General features: G+C 65.3%; 18 protein-coding genes. 10 read left to right on the forward strand and 8 right to left on the reverse strand.

Annotation, left to right across the window (positions count from 1 at the left end):
- Positions 1–39 precede the first annotated feature (39 nt).
- The 7 genes from ACLIMP_RS20970 (at position 40) to ACLIMP_RS21000 (ending at position 8,970) form a co-directional block, all read left to right on the forward strand.
- The gene (locus tag ACLIMP_RS20970; RefSeq protein WP_185999834.1) at positions 40–2,262 is read left to right on the forward strand and encodes a TonB-dependent receptor; all 2,223 of its coding nucleotides are present in this window, start codon (positions 40–42) and stop codon (positions 2,260–2,262) included.
- 111 nt (positions 2,263–2,373) lie between these two features.
- Positions 2,374–3,054 carry an isochorismatase family protein gene (locus ACLIMP_RS20975; RefSeq protein ID WP_324699712.1) on the forward strand — a complete coding sequence of 227 codons (681 nt, stop codon included), beginning with the start codon at positions 2,374–2,376 and terminating at the stop codon, positions 3,052–3,054.
- Entirely contained in the window at positions 3,054–3,944 is an 891-nt protein-coding gene (locus tag ACLIMP_RS20980; RefSeq protein WP_443478242.1) for a polysaccharide deacetylase family protein, read from the forward strand. Before ACLIMP_RS20975 ends, ACLIMP_RS20980 begins: the two co-directional genes overlap by 1 nt.
- The gene (locus tag ACLIMP_RS20985) at positions 3,941–4,855 is read left to right on the forward strand and encodes a polysaccharide deacetylase family protein (protein WP_324699713.1); all 915 of its coding nucleotides are present in this window, start codon (positions 3,941–3,943) and stop codon (positions 4,853–4,855) included. Before ACLIMP_RS20980 ends, ACLIMP_RS20985 begins: the two co-directional genes overlap by 4 nt.
- On the forward strand, positions 4,852–5,865 hold the full coding sequence (locus ACLIMP_RS20990) for a zinc-dependent alcohol dehydrogenase family protein (RefSeq protein ID WP_054435999.1): 1,014 nt from the start codon (positions 4,852–4,854) through the stop codon (positions 5,863–5,865). The genes ACLIMP_RS20985 and ACLIMP_RS20990 overlap by 4 nt, the downstream gene beginning before the upstream one ends.
- 208 nt (positions 5,866–6,073) lie before the next feature.
- Entirely contained in the window at positions 6,074–8,308 is a 2,235-nt protein-coding gene (locus ACLIMP_RS20995) for a TonB-dependent hemoglobin/transferrin/lactoferrin family receptor (RefSeq protein ID WP_443478243.1), read from the forward strand.
- 62 nt (positions 8,309–8,370) lie between these two features.
- Positions 8,371–8,970, forward strand: a complete 600-nt coding sequence (locus ACLIMP_RS21000) for a biliverdin-producing heme oxygenase (RefSeq protein WP_443478244.1) — start codon at positions 8,371–8,373, stop codon at positions 8,968–8,970.
- Between the two features lie 61 nt (positions 8,971–9,031).
- Here ACLIMP_RS21000 and ACLIMP_RS21005 read toward each other — a convergent pair whose 3' ends face one another.
- The 6 genes from ACLIMP_RS21005 to ACLIMP_RS21030 all read right to left on the reverse strand — a co-directional run bounded on the left by ACLIMP_RS21005 (position 9,032) and on the right by ACLIMP_RS21030 (position 17,922).
- Positions 9,032–10,579, reverse strand: a complete 1,548-nt coding sequence (locus ACLIMP_RS21005) for a hypothetical protein (protein ID WP_443478245.1) — start codon at positions 10,577–10,579, stop codon at positions 9,032–9,034.
- Between the two features lie 17 nt (positions 10,580–10,596).
- Complete coding sequence (locus ACLIMP_RS21010; RefSeq protein WP_443478246.1) at positions 10,597–12,144, reverse strand: long-chain-fatty-acid--CoA ligase; 1,548 nt, start codon at positions 12,142–12,144, stop codon at positions 10,597–10,599.
- A gap of 42 nt (positions 12,145–12,186) precedes the next feature.
- A complete protein-coding gene (locus tag ACLIMP_RS21015; protein ID WP_443478247.1) occupies positions 12,187–13,731 on the reverse strand; it encodes a hypothetical protein in 1,545 nt (514 codons plus the stop codon).
- A 16-nt stretch (positions 13,732–13,747) separates the two neighbouring features.
- Positions 13,748–16,570: a TonB-dependent receptor plug domain-containing protein gene (locus ACLIMP_RS21020; protein ID WP_443478248.1), complete on the reverse strand. Its 2,823-nt coding sequence runs from the start codon at positions 16,568–16,570 to the stop codon at positions 13,748–13,750.
- A gap of 137 nt (positions 16,571–16,707) precedes the next feature.
- On the reverse strand, positions 16,708–17,415 hold the full coding sequence (locus tag ACLIMP_RS21025) for a TetR/AcrR family transcriptional regulator (protein ID WP_054435995.1): 708 nt from the start codon (positions 17,413–17,415) through the stop codon (positions 16,708–16,710).
- 156 nt (positions 17,416–17,571) lie between these two features.
- Positions 17,572–17,922 (reverse strand): hypothetical protein, encoded by a 351-nt coding sequence (locus ACLIMP_RS21030; RefSeq protein ID WP_054435994.1) that lies wholly within the window; start codon positions 17,920–17,922, stop codon positions 17,572–17,574.
- A 182-nt stretch (positions 17,923–18,104) separates the two neighbouring features.
- On the opposite strand from ACLIMP_RS21030, the gene ACLIMP_RS21035 reads away from it, so the two are divergent.
- Together ACLIMP_RS21035 and proP are read left to right on the forward strand one after the other, a co-directional pair.
- Positions 18,105–20,165, forward strand: a complete 2,061-nt coding sequence (locus tag ACLIMP_RS21035; protein WP_324699719.1) for an AsmA family protein — start codon at positions 18,105–18,107, stop codon at positions 20,163–20,165.
- Positions 20,166–20,400: 235 nt separating this feature from the next.
- Complete coding sequence (proP, locus tag ACLIMP_RS21040; RefSeq protein WP_443478249.1) at positions 20,401–21,891, forward strand: glycine betaine/L-proline transporter ProP; 1,491 nt, start codon at positions 20,401–20,403, stop codon at positions 21,889–21,891.
- A 60-nt stretch (positions 21,892–21,951) separates the two neighbouring features.
- Here proP and ACLIMP_RS21045 read toward each other — a convergent pair whose 3' ends face one another.
- Positions 21,952–22,761, reverse strand: a complete 810-nt coding sequence (locus ACLIMP_RS21045) for a S1/P1 nuclease (protein ID WP_324699720.1) — start codon at positions 22,759–22,761, stop codon at positions 21,952–21,954.
- Between the two features lie 208 nt (positions 22,762–22,969).
- Here ACLIMP_RS21045 and ACLIMP_RS21050 point away from each other — a divergent pair, with 208 nt between their 5' ends.
- Positions 22,970–23,992 (forward strand): phosphatase PAP2 family protein, encoded by a 1,023-nt coding sequence (locus tag ACLIMP_RS21050; RefSeq protein WP_443478250.1) that lies wholly within the window; start codon positions 22,970–22,972, stop codon positions 23,990–23,992.
- A 14-nt stretch (positions 23,993–24,006) separates the two neighbouring features.
- On the opposite strand, the gene soxR is transcribed toward ACLIMP_RS21050, so the two are convergent.
- Complete coding sequence (gene soxR / locus ACLIMP_RS21055) at positions 24,007–24,471, reverse strand: redox-sensitive transcriptional activator SoxR (protein WP_292636565.1); 465 nt, start codon at positions 24,469–24,471, stop codon at positions 24,007–24,009.
- Positions 24,472–24,631: the final 160 nt, after the last annotated feature.

Raw genomic sequence — 24,631 nt, forward strand, 5'->3', positions numbered from 1 at the left:
TCATTCGGCGAATGGTCGCCATTCCATGAGGGAATCGCCATGACCGATTACCGACTGCTCCTTTCCACGATACTCATGCCGCTCAGCCTCGCCTCCGTTCAGGCCGAGGCTCAGGCGCAGGAAGCACCCGCAGAAACCGGCGCGAAGACCGGCGGGCTCGAAGAAATCGTCGTTACCACGCAGCGCCGACAGGAAAAGCTGCAGGACGTGCCGGTAACGGTCACCGCCTTCAACGAAGCCATGCTGGAACGGCTCAATGTCCAGGATGCCATCTCCACATCTAAGTTCGTGCCGGGCATGGTTTCGCAGCACAATGCGGGCCTCGCCTCGGCGAATGCCTATTACTTGCGCGGCCTGGGCAACAGCCAGTCCACCCCGACCTTCGACGCGCCGGTCACCACTTATGTCGACGACGTCTATGTCGCCCGCCAGAACGCCAACAACTACGCCTTCTTCGATACCGAGCGCGTGGAAGTCATGCGCGGTCCGCAGGGAACGCTGTTCGGGCGCAACACCACCGGCGGCGCCATCAACGTCATCATGCGCAAGCCTTCCGACACCGCCGGCATGAAGATGGAAATGAGCGCGGGCTCCTATGAACGGTACACCGTCAAGGCAACCGCCGACCTGCCCCTGACCGACGGGATCCTGACCAAGCTGTCGGGCTATGTCGTGCAGGACCGGGGCTATCTGAAGAACATCACCACGGGCGACTGGTTCAACGGCGAGAGCAGCTACGGCCTGCGCGGCGATGTCCGGCTTTTGCCGACCGACCGGCTCACCATCGATCTTGCCGCCGAATATACCCGCAACTCCGGCACATATGCGGGCCTGCGCAGCGTCGCCGGAGAGAACCCCTACGTTCCCGCCGCCACCACCCGCCCGGTCTTCTACGAAACCGCCTCGGGGCTGCCGACCACGCGCTGCAACGGCAACAACGCGCAGAACCTGCTCTCCACCGGAGCGGGCAACTGCAACCTGTCCGAGAACGTCGCGCTCAGCGCCAACGTCAATTACGACCTTGAAGGCAGTTCGCTGACCTGGATCTTCGGTTACCGCCACCTCGATCAGGGCTACATCAACGAATATAGCGCCAACGCGGTGAACAAGTACGCCGGCTACATCATCACTGACAACGGCACGCACGAGCAGTGGTCGAGCGAGCTGAAGTACAATGCCGATCTCTTCGGCGACCGCGTTCACCTCGTCACCGGCCTGTTCTACCTCAATGAGAAGTCGGACGATCGCCAGACCAGCTTTTCCGGCGGGACCACTGCGTTCAATCTCGTTCAGGACCAGCATCTCCTGCCCAAGACCGAAACCGGCGCGGTCTATGCGCAGGCAGACTTCGACCTGACCCGGCAGCTGACCCTGACCGCAGGCGGGCGCTACACGATCGAGACCAAGCAAGTCGGCTATCTCGCCTCGGACGAATTCCCGGGCTTTGGATACGACAGCGCCGCAGTGGCCGCTTACGGCATTCCGCTGAAGCGGACGTTCCGCAAGTTCACCCCGCGCGTGGCGCTCAACTACAAGATCAACCCGGACGTCATGGTCTTCGCTTCCGCCACCAACGGCTTCAAGTCCGGCGGCTGGAACGGCGGTTCGGCCGCGCCGTACAATGCGGTGATGTTCGATCCCGAGAAGACGTGGTCGTTCGAAGGCGGGGTGAAGTCCGAACTGTTCGGCCGCAAGCTGCGCTTCAACGCCACGGGCTATTACGCCAAGACCAGGGACCTCCAGGTTACTGCCGCCGTCACCAGCCCGATCACCGGCGTGATATCGCAGCTTCCCTTCAATGCCGGCACTTTCGAAGCCTACGGCATCGAGATCGAAAGCACTGCGAAGTTCGGCAATTTCAGCCTCTTCGCCAATCCTTCGCTGATGCACGGCGAATATACCTACATCGTGCCGACATCGACCACGCTCACCACCGCCTACAAGCCCGTGCGCGTGCCGACCTTCCAGTTCAGCGGCGGCGCGGCCTATGACCAGCCGGTGGAAGCACTGGACGGCTCGCTGGGTGCTTCCGTGACCTGGCGCCATAACTCGCCCTACTGGGTGGCGGTGCTGAACACCACGACCACGCAGACCGAGGACTACGTGGACGCCGCCGTCAGCTACACGACCATGGACGAGAAGATGAAGATCGCCTTCGAGGTCTCCAACCTGACCGACCAGAAAACAGTTACCGCGAACTTCCTCTCGCTCTTCCCGGGCGATCCGCGCCGCTACACGGTGCGCGTGAAGTTCCAGATCTGACCCCAGGCCGCGCGGTGTCCGCAGGTCGGACAGCCCTGTTCTCCCAGCGGACACCGCGCGGCTGGCGCGCTCCTATCGCGGGGCGCCCTTTTCCTGAACGAGGTATATTCCATGAGCATCGTCGGCACCCGGATGGTCAGCGACGGCAAGACCGCGCGGCAGATATTCGAAGAAGTCATGGCGAACCCCGCCCGCACGAAGTTCGGCTTCGGAGAGAAGCTGGCGATCGTGAATGTCGATTTCCAGAACGCCTACACCCGGATCGACGAATTCAAGACCGCCTATGAGACCGATCCGCGACAGATCGAATATACCAACACGATCTCCGCGCTTGCCCGCGCCAAGGGCATGCCCGTGATCTGGACCCACGTCGCCTATGCCGAGGACGCCAGCGACGCCGGCGTCTGGGGCACGCGCACGGATACGCCGGATTCGCTCCAGAACATCAGGTACGAAAGCCGGCGCCATGCGTTCGACGAGCGCTGCGAGATCGATCCGGCCGACATGGTCTATACCAAGCGCATGCCCTCGGCGTTCTTCGAGACCCCGCTGCAAAGCCTGCTCGTCTGGCACAAGGTCGATACGGTGGTGATCACCGGCGGCTCAACTTCGGGCTGCATCCGCGCCACGGCGGTGGACAGTCTCAGCAGGGGCTATCGCACCATCGTTCCCGTGGAGACCTGTGCCGACAAGCACGAGAGCTATCACTTCGCCAATCTCACCGACCTCCAGCTCAAATATGCGGATGTGGAGCCGGTGCAGACGGTGATCGACTGGCTGGAGGCGCGCTGATGCAGGAGGGACAGGCCGATCCCGGCCTTTACGACTTCAAGCCCTATCGCGATCGCGCGCCATTCTCATGGCCCGGCGAAAAGAAGGTCGCCGTCTGGGTTTCGCCCAATCTCGAATATTACGAGATAGACCCTCCGGCGAACCCGCACCGCAAGTCATGGGCGAAACCGCATCCCGACGTCGTGGGCTACGCACACCGCGACCATGCCAACCGCGTCGGGCATTGGCGCATGGCCGAGGTCATGAGCAAGCACGGCTTCCCGGGCTCCGTCAGCCTTTCGGTAGCGCTGTGCCAGCATCATCCCGAAGTGGTGGCGGACGCGAACGCGCGCGGCTGGGAGTTCTTCAGCCACGGCATCTACAACACCCGCTACTCCTACGGCATGGACGAAGCGCAAGAGCGCGCGATCATCGAGGATTCGATCCGCACCGTGCGCCAGGCCACCGGCCAGACGATCCGCGGCTGGCTCGCCCCGGCGCTCACCCATACGCCGCGCACGCTGGATCTGATCGCCGAATACGGGCTCGACTATACCTGCGATCTCTATCACGACGACCAGCCCCAGCCCGTCAACACCGCTAGCGGCGACCTTATCTCGATGCCCTACAGCCTCGAAGTCAACGACCACTACGGCTTCTTCATCTACAACATGAGCCCGCGCGAATATGCGCAAACGCTGATCCGGCAATATGAGCGCCTTGCCGACGAACCGTCCGGCACGGTCATGTGCATCCCGCTCCATTCCTACCTGATCGGCCAGCCCCACCGCATTGGCGCCTTCGAGGAAGTCCTGCGCCACATCGCCGCGGACGGCCGCGCCTGGATCACCCGCTCCGGCGACATCGCCGACGCGTGGAGAGCCGCTCATGCCCGGGAGTCCATCGCATGACCCTCGACCCCAGCTATATCGAATATCCGAAGCGCCGCCTCGGCTACGACCACGATCTCTATGCTTTCAGCACCCTGCCCAGCCGCAAGCCGCTGGCCTGGCCGGACGGCAAAAGCGTGGCGGCCTGGATCGTCGTCAGCCTCGAATGGTTCCCGATCACGCCGGGCGACACGCCGTTCCGGGCGCCCGGACACATGCAGACCGCCTATCCGGACTATCGCCACTACACCGCGCGCGAATATGGCACGCGGGTGGGGTTCTACCGCCTGCTCGACGCTTTCGCCAAGGCGGGCGTGAAAGCCTCGATCGCGGCCAACGGCGCGATTGCGCAGCGCTATCCCTCGATCATCCGTGACGTGGTGGATGCCGGGCACGAGATCATTGCCCATTCCACCGACATGAACGGCACCATCGCCTCTTCCCTGCCGGTGGACGCCGAGCGCGCGCTCATCCATGACAGCATCGCCGCGCTGTCGGACGTGGCAGGTGCGGCTCCGCGCGGCTGGCATTCGATCGCGCGCTCGCAAAGCTTCGCCACGCCCGATCTGCTGATGGAAGCCGGGATCGAATACTGCTGCGACTGGGCCAACGACGAAGTGCCGTGGACTTTCACCAATGGCCTGGTGAACCTGCCGCTCAACCACGAACTCTCGGACCGGCAGATCCTCAACGTCCAGCAGCAATCGGTGGACAGCTACGCCACGCAAATCCTCGACGCGCACGACTGGTTGAGCGCGGAGGCGCAAACGCAGGGCGCCCGGCTGCTGCCGCTCCACCTCACCCCCTACATCATCGGCCTGCCTTACCGCATGGACGCTTTCGAGCGCCTGCTGGCGGACCTCGCCGCGCGCCCGCAGACATGGTTCGCGCGCGGATCCGACATTCTCGACAGCTTCAGGAGCCAGATGTGAAAGCCTATCAACTCGGCGCGCAGGACGGTCTGTCCTCGCTTACCCCGGTTACCCGCCCCGATCCCGTGGCCGGGCCCGGCGAAGCGGTGCTCAAGGTCCGCTACGTCTCGCTCAACAATCGCGACCTTCAGATTCTCGAAGGCCGATACGGCGCAAGGAAGCCGGAAGAACGGGTGCCCTTCTCCGAAGGCATCGGCGAAGTCGTCGCGCTGGGCGAAGGCGCCAGCGGGATCGCCGTGGGCGACCGCGCGGTGCTTTCGCACTTCATCGCCTGGCAGGACGGTCCGTTCGACATGCGCTACTTCGGATCGGACGTGGGCATCACCCAGGACGGCTGGATGGCCGAATACCTCAAGGTGCCCGCCTCGGCGCTGGTCCGCGTGCCTGACAGCCTGGCCGACGAACAGGCCGCGGCTCTTGCCGCCGCAACGTTGACGGCTTGGCATGCCGTGGTCGAAGTCGGCCAGGTCAAGGCCGGCGACATCGTGCTTGCACTGGGCACCGGCGGCGTCGCCATGGCCGCATTGCAGATCGCCAAGGCCAGCGGCGCCTTCGTCGCCATCACATCGTCAAGCGACGACAAGCTCGATCAGGCCCGCAAGGCCGGGGCCGACTTCACGGTGAACTACACCACGCATCCGGACTGGGCTGCCGAATTGATGAAGCAGACCGGCGGGCGCGGGGCCGATATCGTCGCTGAAACCGGCGGTCAACATACCCTGCCCCAGTCGATCAATGCCTGTGCGGTCAATGCCCGGATCGTCCTTGTGGGTGTGGGTGCGGCAGACGGACCGCTGCCGAATTACGGCGCGATCATCGGCAAGAACCTCACCATCAAGGGCATTGCCGCCGGCAGCCGCGGCATGCTGGTGCGCCTGCTTCGCGCCATGGAGGCCAATGCCTTTGCCCCGGTGGTGGACCGGGTGTTCGGCTTCGACGAAGCGCAGGCTGCCTGCGAATACCTCAAATCCGGCAATCACCTCGGCAAGGTGCTGATCCGCGTGACCTGACGCGGGCCTCTATCGTGCGGCAATCATGCCCGGCCACATCGATGGATGCGGCCGGGCATTTGCATTTTCCCGAGGCAATCCACGGAATTTTCCGGGCTTGTGAGCGCTTTTGTATCCCTGTGAAACTTTTCCTTTCCGGCGATTGAAATAAGGGAGAGACATCTGGCAGATAACGCTCCTGCGAATCATTAGCAGCAGGATGATATAAATGATTTCCCCTACCCGGCGGGCGCTCGTCCATGCCTTGAGACTGAATTCGGCCCTCGGCGCCGTGGCCGTGATCTGTACGGCGGGCCAGGCCTTCGCCGCCGATACGGCCGATACGGCGGCTGACCAGCCGGTCCAGCTCGGCTCGGTCCGCGTCGAGGACACCGCCATTATCGACCCCACGCCGATCAATGACCGCAGCGCCGCCGGCAAGCCCGAGGTTCTGACGACGACGACATCGGCGGAAACGCTGCGCCTGCGCATGGCCGACAATATCGCCGACTATGCCCGCCGCATCGACGCTGGCGTCAATTTCAACTCCAGCAATCTCAGCATCAATATCCGCGGGCTCGACGCGAACCGGGTGCTGACGACGGTGGACGGCATTCGCCTGCCCTGGCTCAACGACGGTGCGCGCGGTGTCGAAGGCGGCGTCGCCGCATTCGACTTCAACTCGCTGAGCGCCATCGACGTGGTCAAGAGCGGCGATTCCAGCTTCTTCGGACAGGGCGCCCTCGGCGGCGTCTTCGCGGTGCGAACGCTCGATCCCGAAGACCTGCTCTCGGGCGGCAAGAAGCAGGGCGCTTTGGGCAAGGCGACTTACGACAGCGCCAGCGACAGTGTCTACCTCAACCAGGCCGCCGCTTTCCGAAACGGCGACACGATGGTCCTGATCCAGGGCGGCTACCAGAACGGCGCCGAAACCGAGAACCGGGGCAATGTCTACGGCAGCGGCAGCACCCGCAGCGCGAAAAACCCCGCCGCCTACGATCAGGAAAACCTGCTGGTCAAAGTCCACCAGTATCTCGGAAACGGTCACCGCCTTGGCCTGAGCGGCGAAATCTTCAAGCGCAGCTATGACGAGAACACGCTCAGCAGCGTGAACTCGACCTACTCCGCCTATTCCACGCTCGAACAGAACAAGCGCAAGCGCATCGCCGGAACCTACGACTATCAGTCGGAAGGCGATGGGTTCATCCGCGAAGCCCACCTGATAGGGTACTGGCAGCGCCTCAACCTGCGCACTTATACGCAGGCCACCCGCCTGACCTCCCCGGCCGGCGCATACGACCGCGACAGCGACCTTCAGGACGAATCCTATGGCCTGAACGGCTCGGTCATCGCCGCCGCCACGACAGGCGCCGTCCAGCACGCCATCAGCCTCGGCGGCGAGGTTTACGCCACCAGCACCACCCAGTATGCCGCAGGCGTCGACAACTGCACGGCGGCCATCTACGCCTGCTCGTTCCTCCATGTGAACCAGTCGGACATGCCGGATGTGGACGGCATCGACCTTGGCCTGTTCGTGCAGGACCGCATGACCTTCGGCGCCTTCCACCTGACGCCCGGTCTCCGGTTCGACTGGTATCGCCGCAGCCCTCAGGAAACCGCGAGCTATACGGAAAACGCCGCTTACGAAGGGCTGCCCGCCCGATCCAGCGATTCCCGGTTCTCGCCGAAAATCCTTGCCGAATTCGACATTGCGTCCCGGCTGACGGCCTATGCCCAGTGGTCGCAGGCGTTCCGCGCGCCATCAGCCACTGAGCTATACCTGACTTACGGCGGCACCGGCAGCTACGTCAGCATCGGCAATCCCGACCTCAAGCCGGAAACCAGCAACAGCTACGAGGTCGGCCTGAAGTTCGGCGATTCCGAACGCGGCGCGAAGATCAGCGTCTACGACAATTACTACCACAATTTCATCGACACGATCACCACCACCGCATCGGAAGCCGGCCTCAGCGGAAGCTATCCATTCGGGGTGTTCAAGTATGTGAACCGCGCGCACGTGCGGATCTACGGCGCCGAAGCCAGCGCGCAGTGGGCACTGTCCCCGCAGTGGCACGTCTGGGGCTCGATCGCCTATTCGCACGGCAAGGACACGGATGAGGATACCTACCTCAACTCCATTCCACCCCTGCGCGGCATCCTCGGGCTGGGTTACCGGCAGGTGCGCTTCGGTGCGGACCTGTCGGCAACGGTAGCCGCTGCGCGCAACAAGGTGGAAAACCCCTCCTCGACGCTCAACAAGACGCCGAGCTACGGCATCGTCGATTTCACGGGCTGGGTGAAGCCGGGACTGTTCGAGGGCCTGCGCCTGCAAGGCGGTGTGTACAACATCCTCGACAAGACCTATTACAACGCGCTGGATATCCCGGACAGTTCCACCGTGCCGCAATTATACTACAGCCAGCCCGGCCGGACGTACAAGCTCTCGATGATCCTGTCATTCTGACGGGCGCGCGATTTTCGCCCGGTTCCCGCCAAGCGCCTTTCCTGAAGAGACATTCCCCGACCATGGACACGACACTCCAAGCTCCGCCCGAAACAAGCCGCGCCAAGCGCCTGAAAGCCGCTACCGGCGAAGTCCACGACCGTCTCGACAAGCGGATCATGGCCGGCGAACCGTTCGCCAGCGTGGAGAATTATGCCCGCTTCCTGGCGGTGCAGTACCAGTTCCACCGCGACATCGACGCGCTCTACGCCAGCCCGGCGCTGGACGCCCTGCTGCCGGATCTGGAAGGACGCAGACGCCTGCAACGCATCGCCCAGGATATCGCGGACCTGGAGGTCGCTCTTCCCGCTGCCGATGAAGAGGCGCAGTTTGCCGATGGAACTTTCGACCTGCCCACTGCGCTGGGATGGCTCTATGTCGCGGAAGGCTCCAACCTCGGAGCGGCATTCCTCTTCAAGATGGCACGAGCGCTTGGCCTGAATGAAAACCACGGCGCCCGCCACCTCGCCGGACATCCGGACGGCCGGGCACAGCACTGGCGCGAATTCACCGGCGCGCTGGACGGCCTGGACCTTGACCGGGAGGAAGAGGTTCGCCTGATGGAAGGCGCCAAAGCGGCCTTCCGCCGTGTTCACGCCCTCGTCGAGCAAGCTTACGGTTGAGGCGAACGGCGCCGTTACGAGCGGTTCGGCTTCGGCCCCTCGTAACGGCGCCGTTTCCCGGTCAGCGCCGGATGAGCGACAGCAGTTTCGCCCCAGGACTGTCCCACGCCGGTGAGATTCCGCCGATATTCGCCGCAGAAAGCCTGTCCAGCATGGAAAGCGCGCGGGAGAACGTCTCCACCTGCTGATAGGCGAAATCGGCGTCGAGCCGTTCCAGGCCGCCACCCGGCAGTATCTGGCACAGGTAGTCGGGGCCGGGCACCAGCGAAATGGACGGTATCCCGCACTGGTAAAGGGTAGAACCCTCGCCAAGGAAGAGGTGACCCAGCCTCGGCGCCACGGTGAGGCTGCGCAGCTTTGTACGGCCTGACGTGGCCGCCCGGTAGACCTGCTCCATCACGGGGTTCGTGGTGTAGACGATTTCCCGTTCGAGCTTTCCGGTCGCCTCCGGCCGGGACGGTTCGCCGCGATCCTTCCACTCCATGCAGCCCAGATGTTCCAGCGTCAGCCCCGCAACGGCACGTGCATGTCCCGGGCCGCCATCCCACAGTTCGGGATGGGCCTTCAGCCAGGCGGAAGTCGCCTGCCCGTGGCCTTCAACGATCTGCGGAATCTGGAAATGGCCGGTGGCGAAGACAAGGACGATCGATCGCTGGCGATCCTGCCGCCCCGCATGGGCCTGTGCCAGCGCGAGAAGGCCGGCAGGACCGTTCTCCTCACAGGCGTTGGGGCCATCGGTGTGCGTGTTGACGATGATCGTCTCATGCGGGTTGCGCCCCGGCAGGACCGTGTGCAGCGTGTCCGTTTCAGCGTCTTCCAGTTCCGCTTCCAGAATGAGGGTCGCGGAACTCCCCGCTCTCGCTGCTGCCTTCAGCCGCGCGCGCTGGCCCGCGCCGACCCACAGGGCCGGACAGTCCGCATAGGGCGTGGTGAACGGCAGCACCTGATCGCTTGCCAGTTCCTCCGAAAGCCCCTCGAACAGGCAGATCACCCCGCGCACGCCGGCTTCGCGCGCTCTTGGCAGAAACGTGTTGGTCAAGGGGCCGAGAACCGGAACGACTTCGCCGTTGGCCAGATCGGCGCTGCCCTCGGGCAGGCTCGCCTTGCGCTCGAACAGCATGAGCGTGGTGAGCGTGGTCAGGTCCAGCCGGCCGACAGGCACGACCGCGATCTTGCCTCTTGCCGCCGAAAAGTCCTTTGGCGCCTTGTCGAACCAGACGAGATCCCCGGTCACGCCGCCGGTTTCGGTCATGCCCGAATAGGGATAGGGCGCGGCCACGGGAATACGGCTGCCGTCCGCCAGCGTGAGGCTGGCATGGCCCGGCGTCCAGCGGCGAATGCGGTGGGTCTGCCGGTGCACCACCAGCCCGAGGCTTGCCAGTTCATCGGCGATGTAATCGATGCAGAGGGCATGGGCCGGGCTCGCGGTCAGCCGGGGGCCGAAGGCGTTGAGGCTTTCGATCCAGTTCCACAGCTTGTCCCGCGGCGGCAGCCGCGGCGTGCTTTCCAATGGTGCCAACGGCGTTTCACGGCGCGGACGCACCAGCGCCAGACCGCCCAGCACCGCTGCCCCCATCGCACTGCCCCAAAGTATCGCCCGGCGTCGCATCGATCACCTCTATCCCTTTACCGCGCCCGCTCGTCCAGCAGGGCACGAAGCGCTTTCTTGTCGATCTTGCCCACGCTCGTACGCGGCAGGCTGTCGACCGCGATCACTCTCTCGGGCACGGCATAGCGGCTCAACCTGCCCGATGCGACATGCCCCTGAAGCACATCGCAGACAGCGCCCGGATCGAAACCACCCGCCGCAACCACGAAGGCGACCGGACGCTCGCCCCACTTCGCGTCAGGCACGCCGATCACCGCCGCTTCGGCAATGCTCCCCTCCGCTTCGAGCAGATTTTCCAGTTCGACCGTGGAAACCCATTCCCCGCCGCTCTTGATCACGTCCTTGAGCCGGTCGACGATGCGCAGCGCACCGTCGGGATCGCGCGCCGCGACATCTCCGGTATGAAGCCAGCCTCCGGCCCACAAGGCATCGGACGCGGCCTGCGTGGCGTGGCCCTGCGTCAGCCACGGCGCCCGCAGCACCAGCTCTCCTCCGTTTCCGTCCTCGATCCTTGCCTGAACGAACGGGATGGGGAATCCGGCCCGGCAGAGCGCTCCGGTATCCTCGCCATCCTCGCCGCGCGCCAGCGATATGACCGGCCCCGTCTCGGACATGCCATAACCGACCACCGTGGTGATCCCGGCACGCCGGGCCTCCCGTGCCAGCGCCTCCGGAAGAGCGGCCCCGCCGATCACCACTGTCCACGGCGCCAGCGATGAGCCCTCCGCCCCATTCGCATCGAGCAACATGCGCAGGATCGTCGGCACGCAGTGAGACAGGGTCACGCCTTCCCGCCGCTTCAGCGCGAGCAGCCGCGCCGGATCGTAGCGGCCCGGATAGACCTGCTTCGAACCCAGCATCGTCGCCACATAAGGCATGCCCCAGGCGTGAACGTGGAACATCGGCGTCATCGGCATATAGACGTCGGAACGCCGCATGCCCTGGCCATCGGGCTGGTTGGCCAGGGCTGCTGACAGCGCCAGCGTATGCAGAACCAGTTGCCGGTGCGTGAAGAAGACCTGCTTGGGATCGCCAGTGGTGCCGGTCGTGTGAAACGTGGTGGCGACCGCGTTCTCATCGAAATCCGCAAAGACGAAATCCGGTGAGGAGTCTGCCAGCAGCACCTCGTAATCGTCGCAAGTCGAGCCGGCCATGACGATCGCCTCTTTAATGGCAGGCTGTCCCCGCAACAGTTCGGCACAGATCGGCGCAAAGTCGGCGTTGTAAAGCAGGAGCGACGCCCCCGACTGCTCCAGCGTGAAGGCGATCTGGGCGGGCGAGAGGCGTACATTGACCGTCTGCAGCACCGCTCCCATCATCGGGATCGCGAAGTAGCATTCGAGATAGCGGTGGCTGTCCCAGTCCATCACCGCCACGGTGTCACCCGGCCTGACGCCCTTTCCGGCAAGCAGCGATGCCAGCCGCGCCACCCGCTGGGTGAAAACGGGATATGTCAGCCGCAAGTCTCCGCTGACGATCTCGGCCGAACTCTGACCGGCGACATTGGCAAGCAGGTGGCGGATCAGCAGCGGGCAGGAATAGGCCTCGGCCGCCGGGGTGTTCAATATCCGGGGAACATTCAAGAGAGGGTCTCCAGAGGAGGGAAGTCAGGCAGGGTTCGGGCAGGCGGCGCGGCGTGCGGTGTCCGGCCCCGAGACGGGATCGGCCCCGAGGCTGGCGTCACCGCCCTTCAATTCCGCAATCGAGAAGCGATCGGTGGCCTTGATCGTTTCCGCTATCATCGCCGTCTGCCGGGCCGCGAGGTCGGCATCCAGCTTGTCCATATGGCCGTTGGGGGCGATGCCGAGCAGATAGTTCGGCCCGGAAATGCACGCGACGTGCGGAATGCCGCTGTTGTGAAACACGCGCCCGGTGGTGTAGCCCGGCCCCTGTTCCACGGCATGTCTCAGCAGGTCGTGCCGCCTGATCCCGGCAACGATCTGCTCGGTCAGCGGCCCCGCTGTGGCCGGCCAGTTCATGTACTCGTTGTGGCCGGTGGCCGCGTAGCCCTTGCCGGGAACGTCGGCCCATTCGCTGGCGCCGAGGTGCTCGATCGTGAACGCTGCCGCCGCGCGCTTCATCAGATCCGGGTGGGCAAGCGCCCAGCCGGGCGCTTCGGGCATGTCGCCGCTCATGTGCCCGGGCCATCCCGCGAAGACGAGCGTCCGGCGCAGCCTTTGCGCCTCCGGCAGGCTGGCGAAATGACGCGCGAGTTGCAGCACGGCCATGCAGCCGTTTTCCTCGATGAAGTTCTGGCCATCGGTGTGCGTGTCCACGATCACCACTTCCTCGCTCTTTCCGGGGAGGATCGCGGTGATCTGCGGCACCAGCCCTTCCACCCATTCCGCATCGAGCGTGAGGTGCACGCTGCGCCCCGCCCTGGCCGCGGCACGCAAGGCTTCCCCCTGGTCCTGGCCGACGAACAACGCGGGCACTTTTGCCTTGTAGGGAGAGGCATGGGGCGAGAAATTGCCCGCGATCATTGCCGATGAAGCATCGAGAATGATCGCCACGCCCGCCGCGCCGCGTGCTGCAAGATCGTCCATCTGGAACGAGGGCATCGTCCAGAGCCGGTGATAATTCGTATCCAGCACGTCCGCCGCACTTTCCCCGCGCAAGTGGATGAAATGCGGGTGGACTATGCTGCTCAGCGCCATGCGCGGAAGATGCGCCTCGAAGACCAGCACGCTGCCTTTCGCAAATTCGGGCAGGCTCACGGGACCATCGGGCCCGAGTTCACCGGCATGGACGAGCGGCCCCGTCACCCCCTCCGGCCCGGTCGGCTGCGACCGGACGAAGTAGGCGACATTCGCGACTGCACGCCGCGCCGAGCCTTCGATCAGGTCGAGGCCCCAGCGCTTCGGCTCCCATCGGCGATAGGCATAAGCCTCGCATGGGCCGGGTTGCAGGCCGGCCGCGGTGAGTTCCCGGCCCAGCCAGTCCACGAACCGCAAGTGATTGGCATTACCCGGCAGGCGCGGGCCGAAATCCACCATCTGCTGGTAGTCTCGCCTGATCCGCTCGGCATCGGGGAGCGGCACCAGCGCACGATCCGATGCGGCGAATGCCCGTGCGGCGGGGTTGAGGCCTGCCGCCGCAATGGCTCCGGCCACCAGCGCCGCGCGGCGTGACAAAGGCGGGAAACTCGGCATCGTCTATACTCCGCGATCAGAATGTGAGGTTGATGCCGGCGGTGAACTGACGGCCGATAACGTCGTAAAGCTGGGGGTTCGTCGGGATGAACGCCACCAGCGTGCCGTTCGGCGCCAGTGGCGGATCGCGATCGAACAGATTGTTGATCGTCGCGTAGAAACGGAAGTTTTCGCCCACCCGGTAGGAGGCGGTAACGTCGGTATAGAAGACCGATTTCACGGTGTTGTCCTCGATCGTCACCGGTTCGTGCCGCGTCACGTCGTACCGGCCTGCCGCAATGAACCGCTCCTGCACGAAAAGATCGAAGGCGCCGCGCGTCCAGTTTAGGTTCCCCGTGGCGGTCCAGCGCGGGTTGGCGGTAAGGCCCACCTCCCCGGCACGGTCGGTCGAGGTGCCGTTGCTGATGTCCTGCCGCTGTTTCTGGAGATAGCTGGCGACAACGCGGAACTGCGTCGCCCCGCCCAGCATCCCGCCGCCGGGGCGGTAGCTCATCTCGAAGTCGATTCCCGCGCTTTTCACGCGGTTGAGATTGAGCGTCGGGGATTCGATGCGCGTGATCGCTCCGGCATCGTTACGGGTGATATTGGCGCAGAGCGCCGTCGCTCCCGCCAGGCACTGATCCAGCGTGATCTGCGGCGTCAGCGAGGAAATCACGCCGTCGAGATCGATCGAATAGTAATCCGCCGAAAACGTCAGTCCCGGCGCGAAAGCGGGGGTAAGCACGAGGCCGGCGGTGTAGGTCCTGGCGCGCTCGGGCTTGAGCTGGGCATTGCCCCGCGTGACCTGGATGATCGGCACGGTGACGCCGTTCTCGATCACCGAGCCGGTGTTCTGAACGGTGCCCGCGAACAGTTCGGGCACGTTGGGCGCCCGGATATCGCGCGAAACCGTGCCCCGCAGGCGGACACCCGAGACCGGCTCCCAGACAAGGCCGGCCTTCCACGTCGTCACCCCGCCGCTGGTGCTGTAATCGGTGTAGCGAACCGCCGCATTGAGATCGAGCGCGTGGAGGAACGGCAGGTCGCGCGCCAGCGGCACGGCGGCTTCGGCAAAGAGCTCCCACAAGTGATAGCCGCCCGAAACCGGGAAGACGTTGGTGAGCAGATAGCCGCCGGGCTGGTTGAGGTAAGCTGCTGGAAAACCGCGAATTCCGGTAGCGTCATTGACGCTCGGCCCGATGTCGTCGGAAACCTGGTCGAGCTCGATCCGCCGGTACTGCCCGCCCGCCGCCAGCGAGACTTCTCCCGCCCAGGTCGAGAACGGCCGCGCCCGTACCGAGATGTCGGCCACGTCCTGCGTGAAATCCGTCCGGTAGGCGGCCGTGCCTTCCACATAGTCGATCGCCTCCTGCGAAGGCGCGCCCTGACCGAAGAGGTTGAGCGGCACACAACCGGGGTAGAGACCGGGGTTGGTCAGGCTGACGCGGCAGACGATCTGGCCGCTGGCGGGATCGCGCACGGCATCGGCGGCGGCGTAGAGCCTTTCGAGCACCACGTTGTTGTCGGTCCGGATTTTCGTCCGGTTCTTGCTGTGGCCATAGTACCCTTCGACCAGCAGGTCCGAGGGCCCGGTGAAACGGAAGCCCGCCTTGAAATCCATCGTCCGCGCCTTGGCGGTGGCGTTGGCCGGGTCTCCGAAATCGAAGTTCAGGCGGCCCATCGCGAAGGCGGGAGTGTTGGTTGCGGTCAGCACCTGCTGCACGGAGGGATCGAGGAAAGCATTGCCGCTGTAGATCGTGAAGCCGTTGAAGCCGCCGAGGTTGAACTGCTGCACCTGGTTGTAGTGATTGCGCGCCAGGGCAAGGCTGCCTTCGCCGAACAGCGTCAGCGTCGGGGTCACGTCGAATTCGCCGTGCGCGAAGTAGCTTTGCGTGCGGATCGCGGCGGACAGGTTGCTGAACACTTGCGCGCCGTCGCCGCCCACCTGGATGAGGCCGGATTGCAAGGTGCCGCGAGAGAACGGCACGAGCGTGCCGTCCGGCGCGAACTGCTGCATCGCCAGCGGTCCGCTGAGGATCAACCCGCCGGGCTCCGCGGTCGAGGCGCGCAGGTCGTCGCGGAAGATGAGCTGGCCGGGGACCGCCGGATTGCTGAGGAAGCCGGTGGCCCGCCGCCCCCAGCTCCGCTCGGCGACGCTCTGCAGGCCGCCGGCATCGTAATAGGACGCGCTGGCGACGATCCGCCCGCGCCCTTCGGCGAAGCTGTGCCCGGCGGTGAGGCTGGCCTTGTAGGTGGGCACGTCGCCCCGCCCGGAAATGCCCGATTGCAATGTGGCCTTGAGACCGGTGAAGCGCGTGTCGAGCACGAAGTTCACCACGCCCGCCACCGCATCGGACCCGTAGGCCGCCGAAGCACCCCCGGTGACGACATCGACCCGCTTTATGAGCGGTTCGGGCAGGAGATTGATATCGGTGGAGCCATCCCGCGCGGAAGGCGCGGCGCGGCGGCCGTCCACCAGCACGAGCGTGCGCTGCGTGCCCAGATTGCGCAAGTTCAGGTAGCTGCCGGTTCCGGGGCCGGTAGCGGCGGTGAAGCCGCCGGTCGGCCGCGTGGAGCCGCGGAAGGCGGGAAGCTGGTTCAGCCCTTCCGCGATCAGGCCCGGCTGCGCCTTGGTGAGCGCATCGGACGAGATCACCGTCACCGGCGTCGGCGCCTGCGACCCGTCGCGGATGGCGCGCGATCCGGTGACGACGATGGCGGCGCCCTCCTGCGGTTCGGCCGGAGCCGCCGCGCGATCAGCCGCTTGCGCTATTTCCGCACCCGCTCCTTCCTGAGCCGAGACCGGCGCCGCGATCAATGCGGGCACACATGTCGATGCGAGCAGAATCCCTCGAAACATTCGCCGCCCTTTCAGTCGTGGGTCTGCGGCGCTTTTCGCACCGTCTGCCCATCCATCTCCTGACGGCGAAAGTCTCGCGTTGGACGGCGCGAGTCAATATATTTCTTTTCTCAAAAAGAAAGATGTTTGCGGGAACGTCAGCGCTCCGTTTCGCAAGCCTGCGCCGATGCGCAAAGCGCGCGGATTCCGCCGGCAACGAAAGCGGGAAGCCGGTCGGCGATACCGGCGAAATCCGAGGACCGGACTTCGCCTTTCGAAATCCGGTCGATGCGCCCGGTCTGCCCGAGCGAGAACGTGAAGGCGCCGGTGAGGAAGTGATACCCCCAATAGAGCGTCTCGATCGGGGCCTGCGGCATCAGGCGCTGCATGTCGGCGATGAGCACCTGGGAAACCTCGTCGAACACCTCGGACATCAGCGAGTGCATCGCGCCCTTCGAACTGTTCACATAGGCGACGATCGCCGCGTAATTGCGATGCCCCTCGTCCCGCTGGGCCATGTCGAAACCGGGGCGGACAAAGGCGTCGATCAGGCCCTCCAGCGTTCCCTTGTCGCCGTATTCCCGGCGATAGGCTTCCAGCGCTTCGTATCGGGCGGCATTGATGAGCGGGCCGCGCCGCCGGAAGACCGCCGCGAAAAGCTGCTCCTTGTCGCCGAAATAATAGCGCATCAGCGCGGTATCGACGCCTGCCATGGCCGCCACGCTCGCCAGCGTGGTGCCGTTGTATCCCTTGGACGCGAATTCCGCCTCGGCATGGTCGAGGATCAGCGTCATGGATTCCTCGCGCCGCTCGGCATTGGGACGGCGCGACGCAGGTTTCTTCTTCTCGTTCTGTTTTTTCGTCACTTACCGATCCCGGGCATGCTGCTCCGGCCGAAAGCACGACCGGGCTTGCTTCCCCAGATATCAATTTTGTCCGGCAAGTCGAAGCCGTAGACCGGCCCCTCCCACGATTTCCCTGTCGCAATCGCCGGCGCGAAGGCTCTCGCGATCGGTTACGACCTAGCGCCCGACGCTGGACAGGCGCACGAGATCGGAGCTTTCGCGGCTCGATGCATTGTCGGGATATTCGACAAGTCCGTCCGGCCGCAGGATCGTGAGGTCCGAATCCTCGACCGCGCCGTTGAGCGTTACCGGCCAGGTCACCGACATCGGCACCATCTGGCCCGGAATCCGGAAAGTATCGATCCGCCATGCCAGAATCTGGCTGGTCTCCGACATTTTCGCCGGATCGCCATCTCCATGAACGATGAAGAACCCGATCGGAGCGGGCACGCATGTCGTGGAGATCAGCTCGTAATCCATCCGGTTCTCCATGACCATGCCCCCATCGCGCCCGTCCGGAACGGACATTTGCGGCGCTCATGCCGATCTACCGCAATTCGGCTTACGGCAAACTTACAAGGTGGCAAGGCACGTTCATGCCCGCGAACCACTGCGCTCTGCGGGCGCACTTGCGCGAAGTTCGGCCCATCGGTTGCACGGCGCGTCCCGGCGGCGCAACCAAATGGCCTGCCCGCGCGCTTTCCCGCATCATGGACGCGCCTCTCCACAGCGACGATCGGGAAGCCCCGCCCGGCAATCCACACCGGGCGCGCGCCTTGCGCATCCTGCGCAATGTCGTGCTCGTGCTGGTCGGCGCGATCTTCGCGGTGTGGCTGGTGCTGTTCGTGACCAAGGGCCGTTTCCTCAAGCACTCGTTCGAGCGGATCGCCACATCGATGACCGAACGCAAAGTCAGCGTGAGCGGAGACTTCCAGCTCTACTTCGCGCCGCTGCGGATCAAGTTCGTGGCCGAAGGGCTGGACGTTGCCAACCCGCAATGGGCTAAACGGCCCAGCTTCTTCGCCGCCCGCCGCATGGAGGCGCGGATCGCGCCGCTTTCGCTCCTGTTCGGCCGCCGGCACTTTCACAGCCTTGACCTGACGCAGGGCGAGGCCGATCTCGAATGGGATGCCGCACACCGGCACAATACCTGGACTTTCGGCAGTTCCGGCACCGGCAAGCCGCTTGAATTCCCGCGCATCGACCGCGCTGCCGTTTCCGGCACCCGCATCCGCTACAGCGACCCGCAGATGCCGCTCACGGCCGACCTCCTGGTCGATCCCGTGGTTTCCACGGACGCGCGGATCGGCAAGGCCGTGGCGGTTCGCGGCACCGGCACATTGCGCAGCACCCCGTTCCAGGTCGAGGCGCGCCTGCTCACCCCCGATGCCACGGTCAATCGCGGCCGCAACGCGCTGGAGGCGCACATCCGGGCAGCGAACAACGTTATCGACGTATCGGGCACCCTGCCCTCGATCGCCGATGTCGAACGCGTCCCCCTTCGCGTGCGCGCGCAGGGCCGCGATCTCTCCGAACTGCTGGGCATCATAGACGTCGCGATCCCGCAGACCCGGCGCTACGCCCTGAAAGCGCAGATGGTGAAGGACGGCGAGACTTACCGCTTCACCGGCATGACCGGCACGTTCGGCCAGTCGGACCTGTCCGGCCGCTTCACGGTGACCAACGCCAAGCGCCTGCGGCTTGACGCCACCCTCGCCACGCGGCGGCTGGACATCGTCGATGCCGCTCCGTTCATCGGCTACAATCCCGATATCGTCGCCTCGAAAGGCGCGGTCGCGGCGGCGGCGGCAACGGGCGCGGGCGCGCAGCGCGTCCTGCCCGACGCCGCCCTGCCGGTGGAGGCGATGCAGCGCTTCGATGCCGGGCTGGACTGGAAAGTCGGCGTGGTCCGCTCGCGCAATGTGCCGGTGCAGGACATCTCGCTGCGGCTTGCGCTTGAACAGGGCCGGCTCAAGCTTTCGCCGCTGACATTCTCGATGGCGCGGGGCGACGTGTCCGCCGATCTCGTTTTCAACACCCGCCAGCGCCCTTCCGCCGTCAGTTACGATATCCGCCTCTCGCCCACGCCGATGGGCCGCCTGCTGTCGGGCTACGGCGTGGCGGAAGCGGGAACTTCCGGCACCATCCGCGGGCGGATCAAGCTGGAGGGGCGCGGCGATACCATCCACGATTCCCTTGCCACCGCATCCGGGCGGCTGGCTTTTGTCATGCCGCAAGGCACGTTCTGGACCCGCAACGTGCAGCTGGCCGAACTGGACCTCGGCACTTTCGCGTCGAAGATGTTCGAGGGCAAGCTCAAGAAGCCGGTCGAGATCAACTGCGGACTGGTGGCCTTCACCGTTCGCGGCGGCCTGGCGGCGGCCGACCCGATCCTGATCGACACCAGCAAGAACGTCATCACCGGGCGCGGTGGCTTCAGCTTCGATACCGAGGCGGTAGACCTTGCGATCCGTGCCGACGGGAAGAAGTTCAGCCTGTTCTCCGGCCAGTCGCCCGTCGGGATTCACGGCCACTTCGCGAAGCCCTCGCTCGACATCGTCAGCAAGCAGCTGGTCGGCCGGGCCGGGGTGGGGCTCGGCCTTGCGGTGGTTGCCACGCCGGTTGCCGGGCTGCTCGCCTTCGTGGACGTGGGCGACGCCAAGTCCGCCGCCTGCGGCCCGGTCCTCGCCGGGGCGACAGCAGCCGCGCAGCGCACCTCCAGGGGCAAACCGCGCGACGATCTGGGCAAGGCGGACAGCCGGAAAAAGTGACGGAGTCCTTTCGAACAAAGCGATTTTTGCGCGGCGCACGCCTTGCGCCTCGTCCCGGCCGAGGCACGGCTTGCCCATTAACGCCCCACATTTGCGATAGGCGTGCCTATGGGGGCGGTCCATCGCTTGATGCCCTGACGGGTATCGCACCCTTTCACGGCCGCCCTGCGGCCGCTCCCACCGGCTGATCGTGGCGCGCCCTTGCGTGCCTGCGCCGGTTCCATCGGAGACGTACATGACCAAACCCCATGCGCATCATGCGCATTTCGGCTGGTTCAAATCCAGCCGCGACCTCGTCGTAGACGATGTCACGCTGGTGGACCGCTCGCAGCTCAATCGCGCGGTTGCCGCCGCCGCGCTCGGCAATGCCATGGAATGGTTCGATTTCGGCGTTTACGGCTATATCGCGGTAACCCTGGGTCATGTCTTCTTCCCCACCGGCAATCCCGCCGTCCAGCTTATCGCCACGCTGGCGACGTTCGCCGCCGCCTTCCTGGTGCGGCCGCTCGGCGGGCTGGTGTTCGGCCCGCTCGGCGATCGGTACGGCCGCCACCGGATCCTCGCGCTGACGATGGTGATGATGGCCGTGGGCACCTTCGCCATCGGACTGATCCCTTCCTATGCCAAGATCGGCATGGCCGCGCCGCTGCTGCTGCTGCTGGCACGGCTGGTCCAGGGTTTCTCGACCGGCGGGGAGTACGGCGGCGCCGCGACGTTCATCGCCGAATACTCCACCGACCGGAACCGCGGGCTCATGGGAAGCTGGCTGGAGTTCGGCACGCTGGGCGGCTACATCGCCGGGGCCGGCACGGTGACCGCGCTGCAATTCGCGCTGAGCGATGCCGACATGCTGGCCTGGGGCTGGCGCATCCCGTTCCTGATCGCCGGCCCGCTTGGCCTGCTTGGCCTCTACATGCGCCTGAAGCTGGAGGAAACGCCCGCCTTCCGCATCTATTCGGAGCAGGCCGACAGGCGCGAAAGCGAGCGCCCCGGACTGCGCGCCCTGTTCAGGGGCCACTGGCGCCAGCTTCTGAAGTGCGCCGGACTGGTGCTGGTATTCAACGTCACCGATTACATGCTGCTCACTTACATGCCCAATTACCTGAGCGTGACGATGGGCTATGCGGAGAGCAAGGGGCTGCTGCTGATCATCATCGTCATGCTGGTGATGATGCCGCTCAACGTGCTTGGCGGCCTGTTCAGCGACCGGCTGGGGCGGCGGCCGATGATCATCGGGGCCTGCGCGGCGCTGTTCCTGCTGGCGATCCCTTCGATGCTGCTGATCGGCACCGGCAACGACTGGCTGATCTTCCTCGGCCTGATGACGCTGGGCGTGGCGCTGGTCTGCTTCACCAGTTCGATGCCCTCCACCCTGCCCGCGCTGTTCTACACCCCGGTGCGCTACAGCGCGCTGTCGATCGCGTTCAACCTCTCGGTCTCGCTGTTCGGAGGGACGACGCCGCTGGTCACGGCATGGCTGGTCGAACGGACCGGCGATCCCCTCATACCCGCCTATTACCTGATGGCGGCCGCCACCATCGGCATCGCCACGATGCTGCTGGTCCGGGAAACCGCCGGGATGCCGCTGCGCGGATCACCCCCCGCGGTGGAGACCAGGGCCGAGGCGATCGCCCTTGTGCGGAGCGACCAGCCGGTCACGGTGGACAGCAGCATGCCCCGTGCGCCCGAACCCGCTGCCGCCCCGGTCGGCGCGCTCCCCGCCTGACGCCGCGCTGACAGATGAAGCGACGGCGGCGGATATGCGCCGCCGCCGTCGCTCACGCGGCTACTTGCGCTTGGCCGGACGCAGGGCCGGCGCGGGATTGTCGAAAATCCAGTTGAGATAGGCCGCGATGCGGATGCCCGCCCGTTCGAGCCGGTCGTCCACCTCCTTGCGGTGCTGGTAGGCATAGTCCCACGAAAGCGCGGGGTCTGCCGGGTAGATCGTCTTGCGCAGGGCGATGCTCTCTCGCACCCAGACGGCCGGGTCGCGCTCGTTCCATTGCACGACCTGCTCGGGCGTGATCGCGCGGGACAGCCAGCCCGCATATTCCGAATAGGACAGCGATCGCTGTTCGATCAGCCCCGAATCCCACACCGAATGCAGGTTCGTGGCATTGCCGAACCACGTCACCTTCACGGTGTTGCCGCCGCGATCGTCTCCGCCACCGGCATGGAGCGGCTGGTGCAAATCGCCGATGATGTGGACGATGAAACGCAGCGCCGTGCGCCGGTCTTCCTGCGAGGCCTGCGGATCGCGCAAGGTCGCCGTGAAACGCGCAAGCGCGGTCAGCGCGTCGCCTTCGGGCGGGGCGTCGGACGGCTTGTAGGCGTCGCCCTCGCGCACGGTGACGTAGTGCCACGGGCTGGCCGTCTTCTTCCAGAATTCGGCCGGATCGGACTTCATGTCGTCGGGCCAGGTCGCGGCTTCGGCCAGATCCTCGGTCCCAAGCAGGATCCTGACATTGGCGCGGGCCATGCCGCTCAGGTTCTCCTGCGCGATGGCGCCGGTGATGCGATGGCCGATCGGCCCCCAGGCCTGGGCCGGCGAAGCCATTGCGGCAGCGGAAACGATTGCAAAGGTGAGATAACGCATCGGGCGTCCATACAACAACGCTATCGCCCTGCCACGCCCGGATTTTCAAATGTGGACATTGCACGGGACGCACGCCATGGCGCGCGCCATCGATTGTCCGGTTCATCGAGCCTTAAGCACGATTCGGGCTGATCGCCGCTCTCGTATCCCGCCCGCCGTTCATCCCTTCGGACAAGACGCAATGCCTTCGACGCAGCCATCCTGGTCCGTGCCAGCTCCTTCCGGCACGGCTTTCGGCGATCCCGGCCCTGCAGGCCCGGTTCCCGCCTGCGCCGCCGGCATGGTGACGGCCCCGTCAGCCACCGCGCCGCGCCCGGCACAGGCGTTCATCGTGCGCGGCCCCGCGATCAGGCGGCATTTCCTCGCGGGACTGCTGCTCAGCCTTGTCGTCCTGTCCGTGCTGATGCATTTCGCCCGGCTTCACATCGATCCGCTGCGCGCCAGCAACCTGCCGTACTACGCGGCGGGACTGGTGGCCGCCGCGCTGCGTTTCGCGCTGCCCCGGACAAGCTGGCGCCATGCGGAGGCAGTGGCCCGGTTCAGCGAATACGCAGCGCTCTTCACGCTCATCTCGCTCATGGGCGCTACCGCCAGCTACCCGGTCGCCGCGCTGACCCACGGCTATGCCGACGTGGCCCTGCAGCGAATGGACATGGCCATGGGGTTCGACTGGCTCGCATGGTACCGGCTGGTCGCGGCCCACCCCGCGCTCCAGTTCCTGGGAACGGTGACCTATCGCAGCATCTACGTAACGCCCGTGCTCCTGCTCTGGACCGCCGCCCGCAGCGGTCGTCAGGACGAGGCCTACCGGTTCATCGCCGGGTTCTGGCTGGCGGCGATCGTCACGCTGGTGGTGTTCAGCCTCATGCCCGCAGTCGGCCCGTTCTCGCACCTCTGGCACGGGCCGATCGCCTACATGCCCGAAAGCGAGCTGTGGCAATCGGGCCTGATCCCGGCCCTGCGCGCCCATGCCGTGCATGTGGTGGACCTCGGCCAGTTGCGCGGCATCGTGTCCGCACCCAGCTTCCACACGGCCGCCGCCGTCCTCTATATCGTGGCAGGCTGGCGCAACGCATCGCTGCGCTGGCCGATCGTGGCGCTCAATGCGGCCATGCTGCTCTCCACCCCGGTGGAGGGAACCCATTACCTGATCGACATGATCCTCGGCGCGGTGGTGGCCTCGCTCTCGCTCGCCCTGATCCGCCTTTACGAGCGCATCGCCGCAAGCTGAAAACGGCGGCGGCCTTACTCCGGCGCCTTTTCCGACTGGGCAGCAGCAAGCAGCCGGGCGCCCGGACCTTCGGATGCGAGCTGATCGCCCGGATTGCGCAGCGGGCAATCCTCCAGCGAGAGGCATCCGCAACCGATGCAACTGTCCAGCTGGTTGCGAAGCTGGATCAGGCTGGTGATGCGCTCGTCCAGCATCGCGCGCCAGTCCCGGTTCAGGACGTCCCACTGCGCCGCAGTGATCGGCATGGCCGGAAAGCGGTCCAGATGTTCCTTGATGAGCGAAAGCGGCAGGCCCGCGCGCTGGGCGATCCTGATGATCGCCACGCGCCGCAATATCCGGCGTTCGTAGCGCCGCTGGTTCCCCTCGGTTCGCCAGCCTTCGATCAGGCCCTTCTTCTCGTAGAAGTGGATCGTCGACACCGGCACGCCGCTGCGCTGCGCCACTTCGCCCACGGTCAGCGACCGGCTATTTTCCGCCACCCTCTATTCCTCAATCATGGTTCAGGATTTCCACGCGCGTATAGCCGTTAAAACCGCGCGAACATAATCGCTAAACACCCGCATCCTGATCGGAAAATACGATATTGACCTTAACTATAGTTGAGGTTGTAAGAGGCGTGTCGGCTTGCTCCGCGCAAGC

The organism is Novosphingobium aeonii (assembly GCF_052279045.1).
Classification (GTDB): Bacteria; Pseudomonadota; Alphaproteobacteria; order Sphingomonadales; family Sphingomonadaceae; genus Novosphingobium.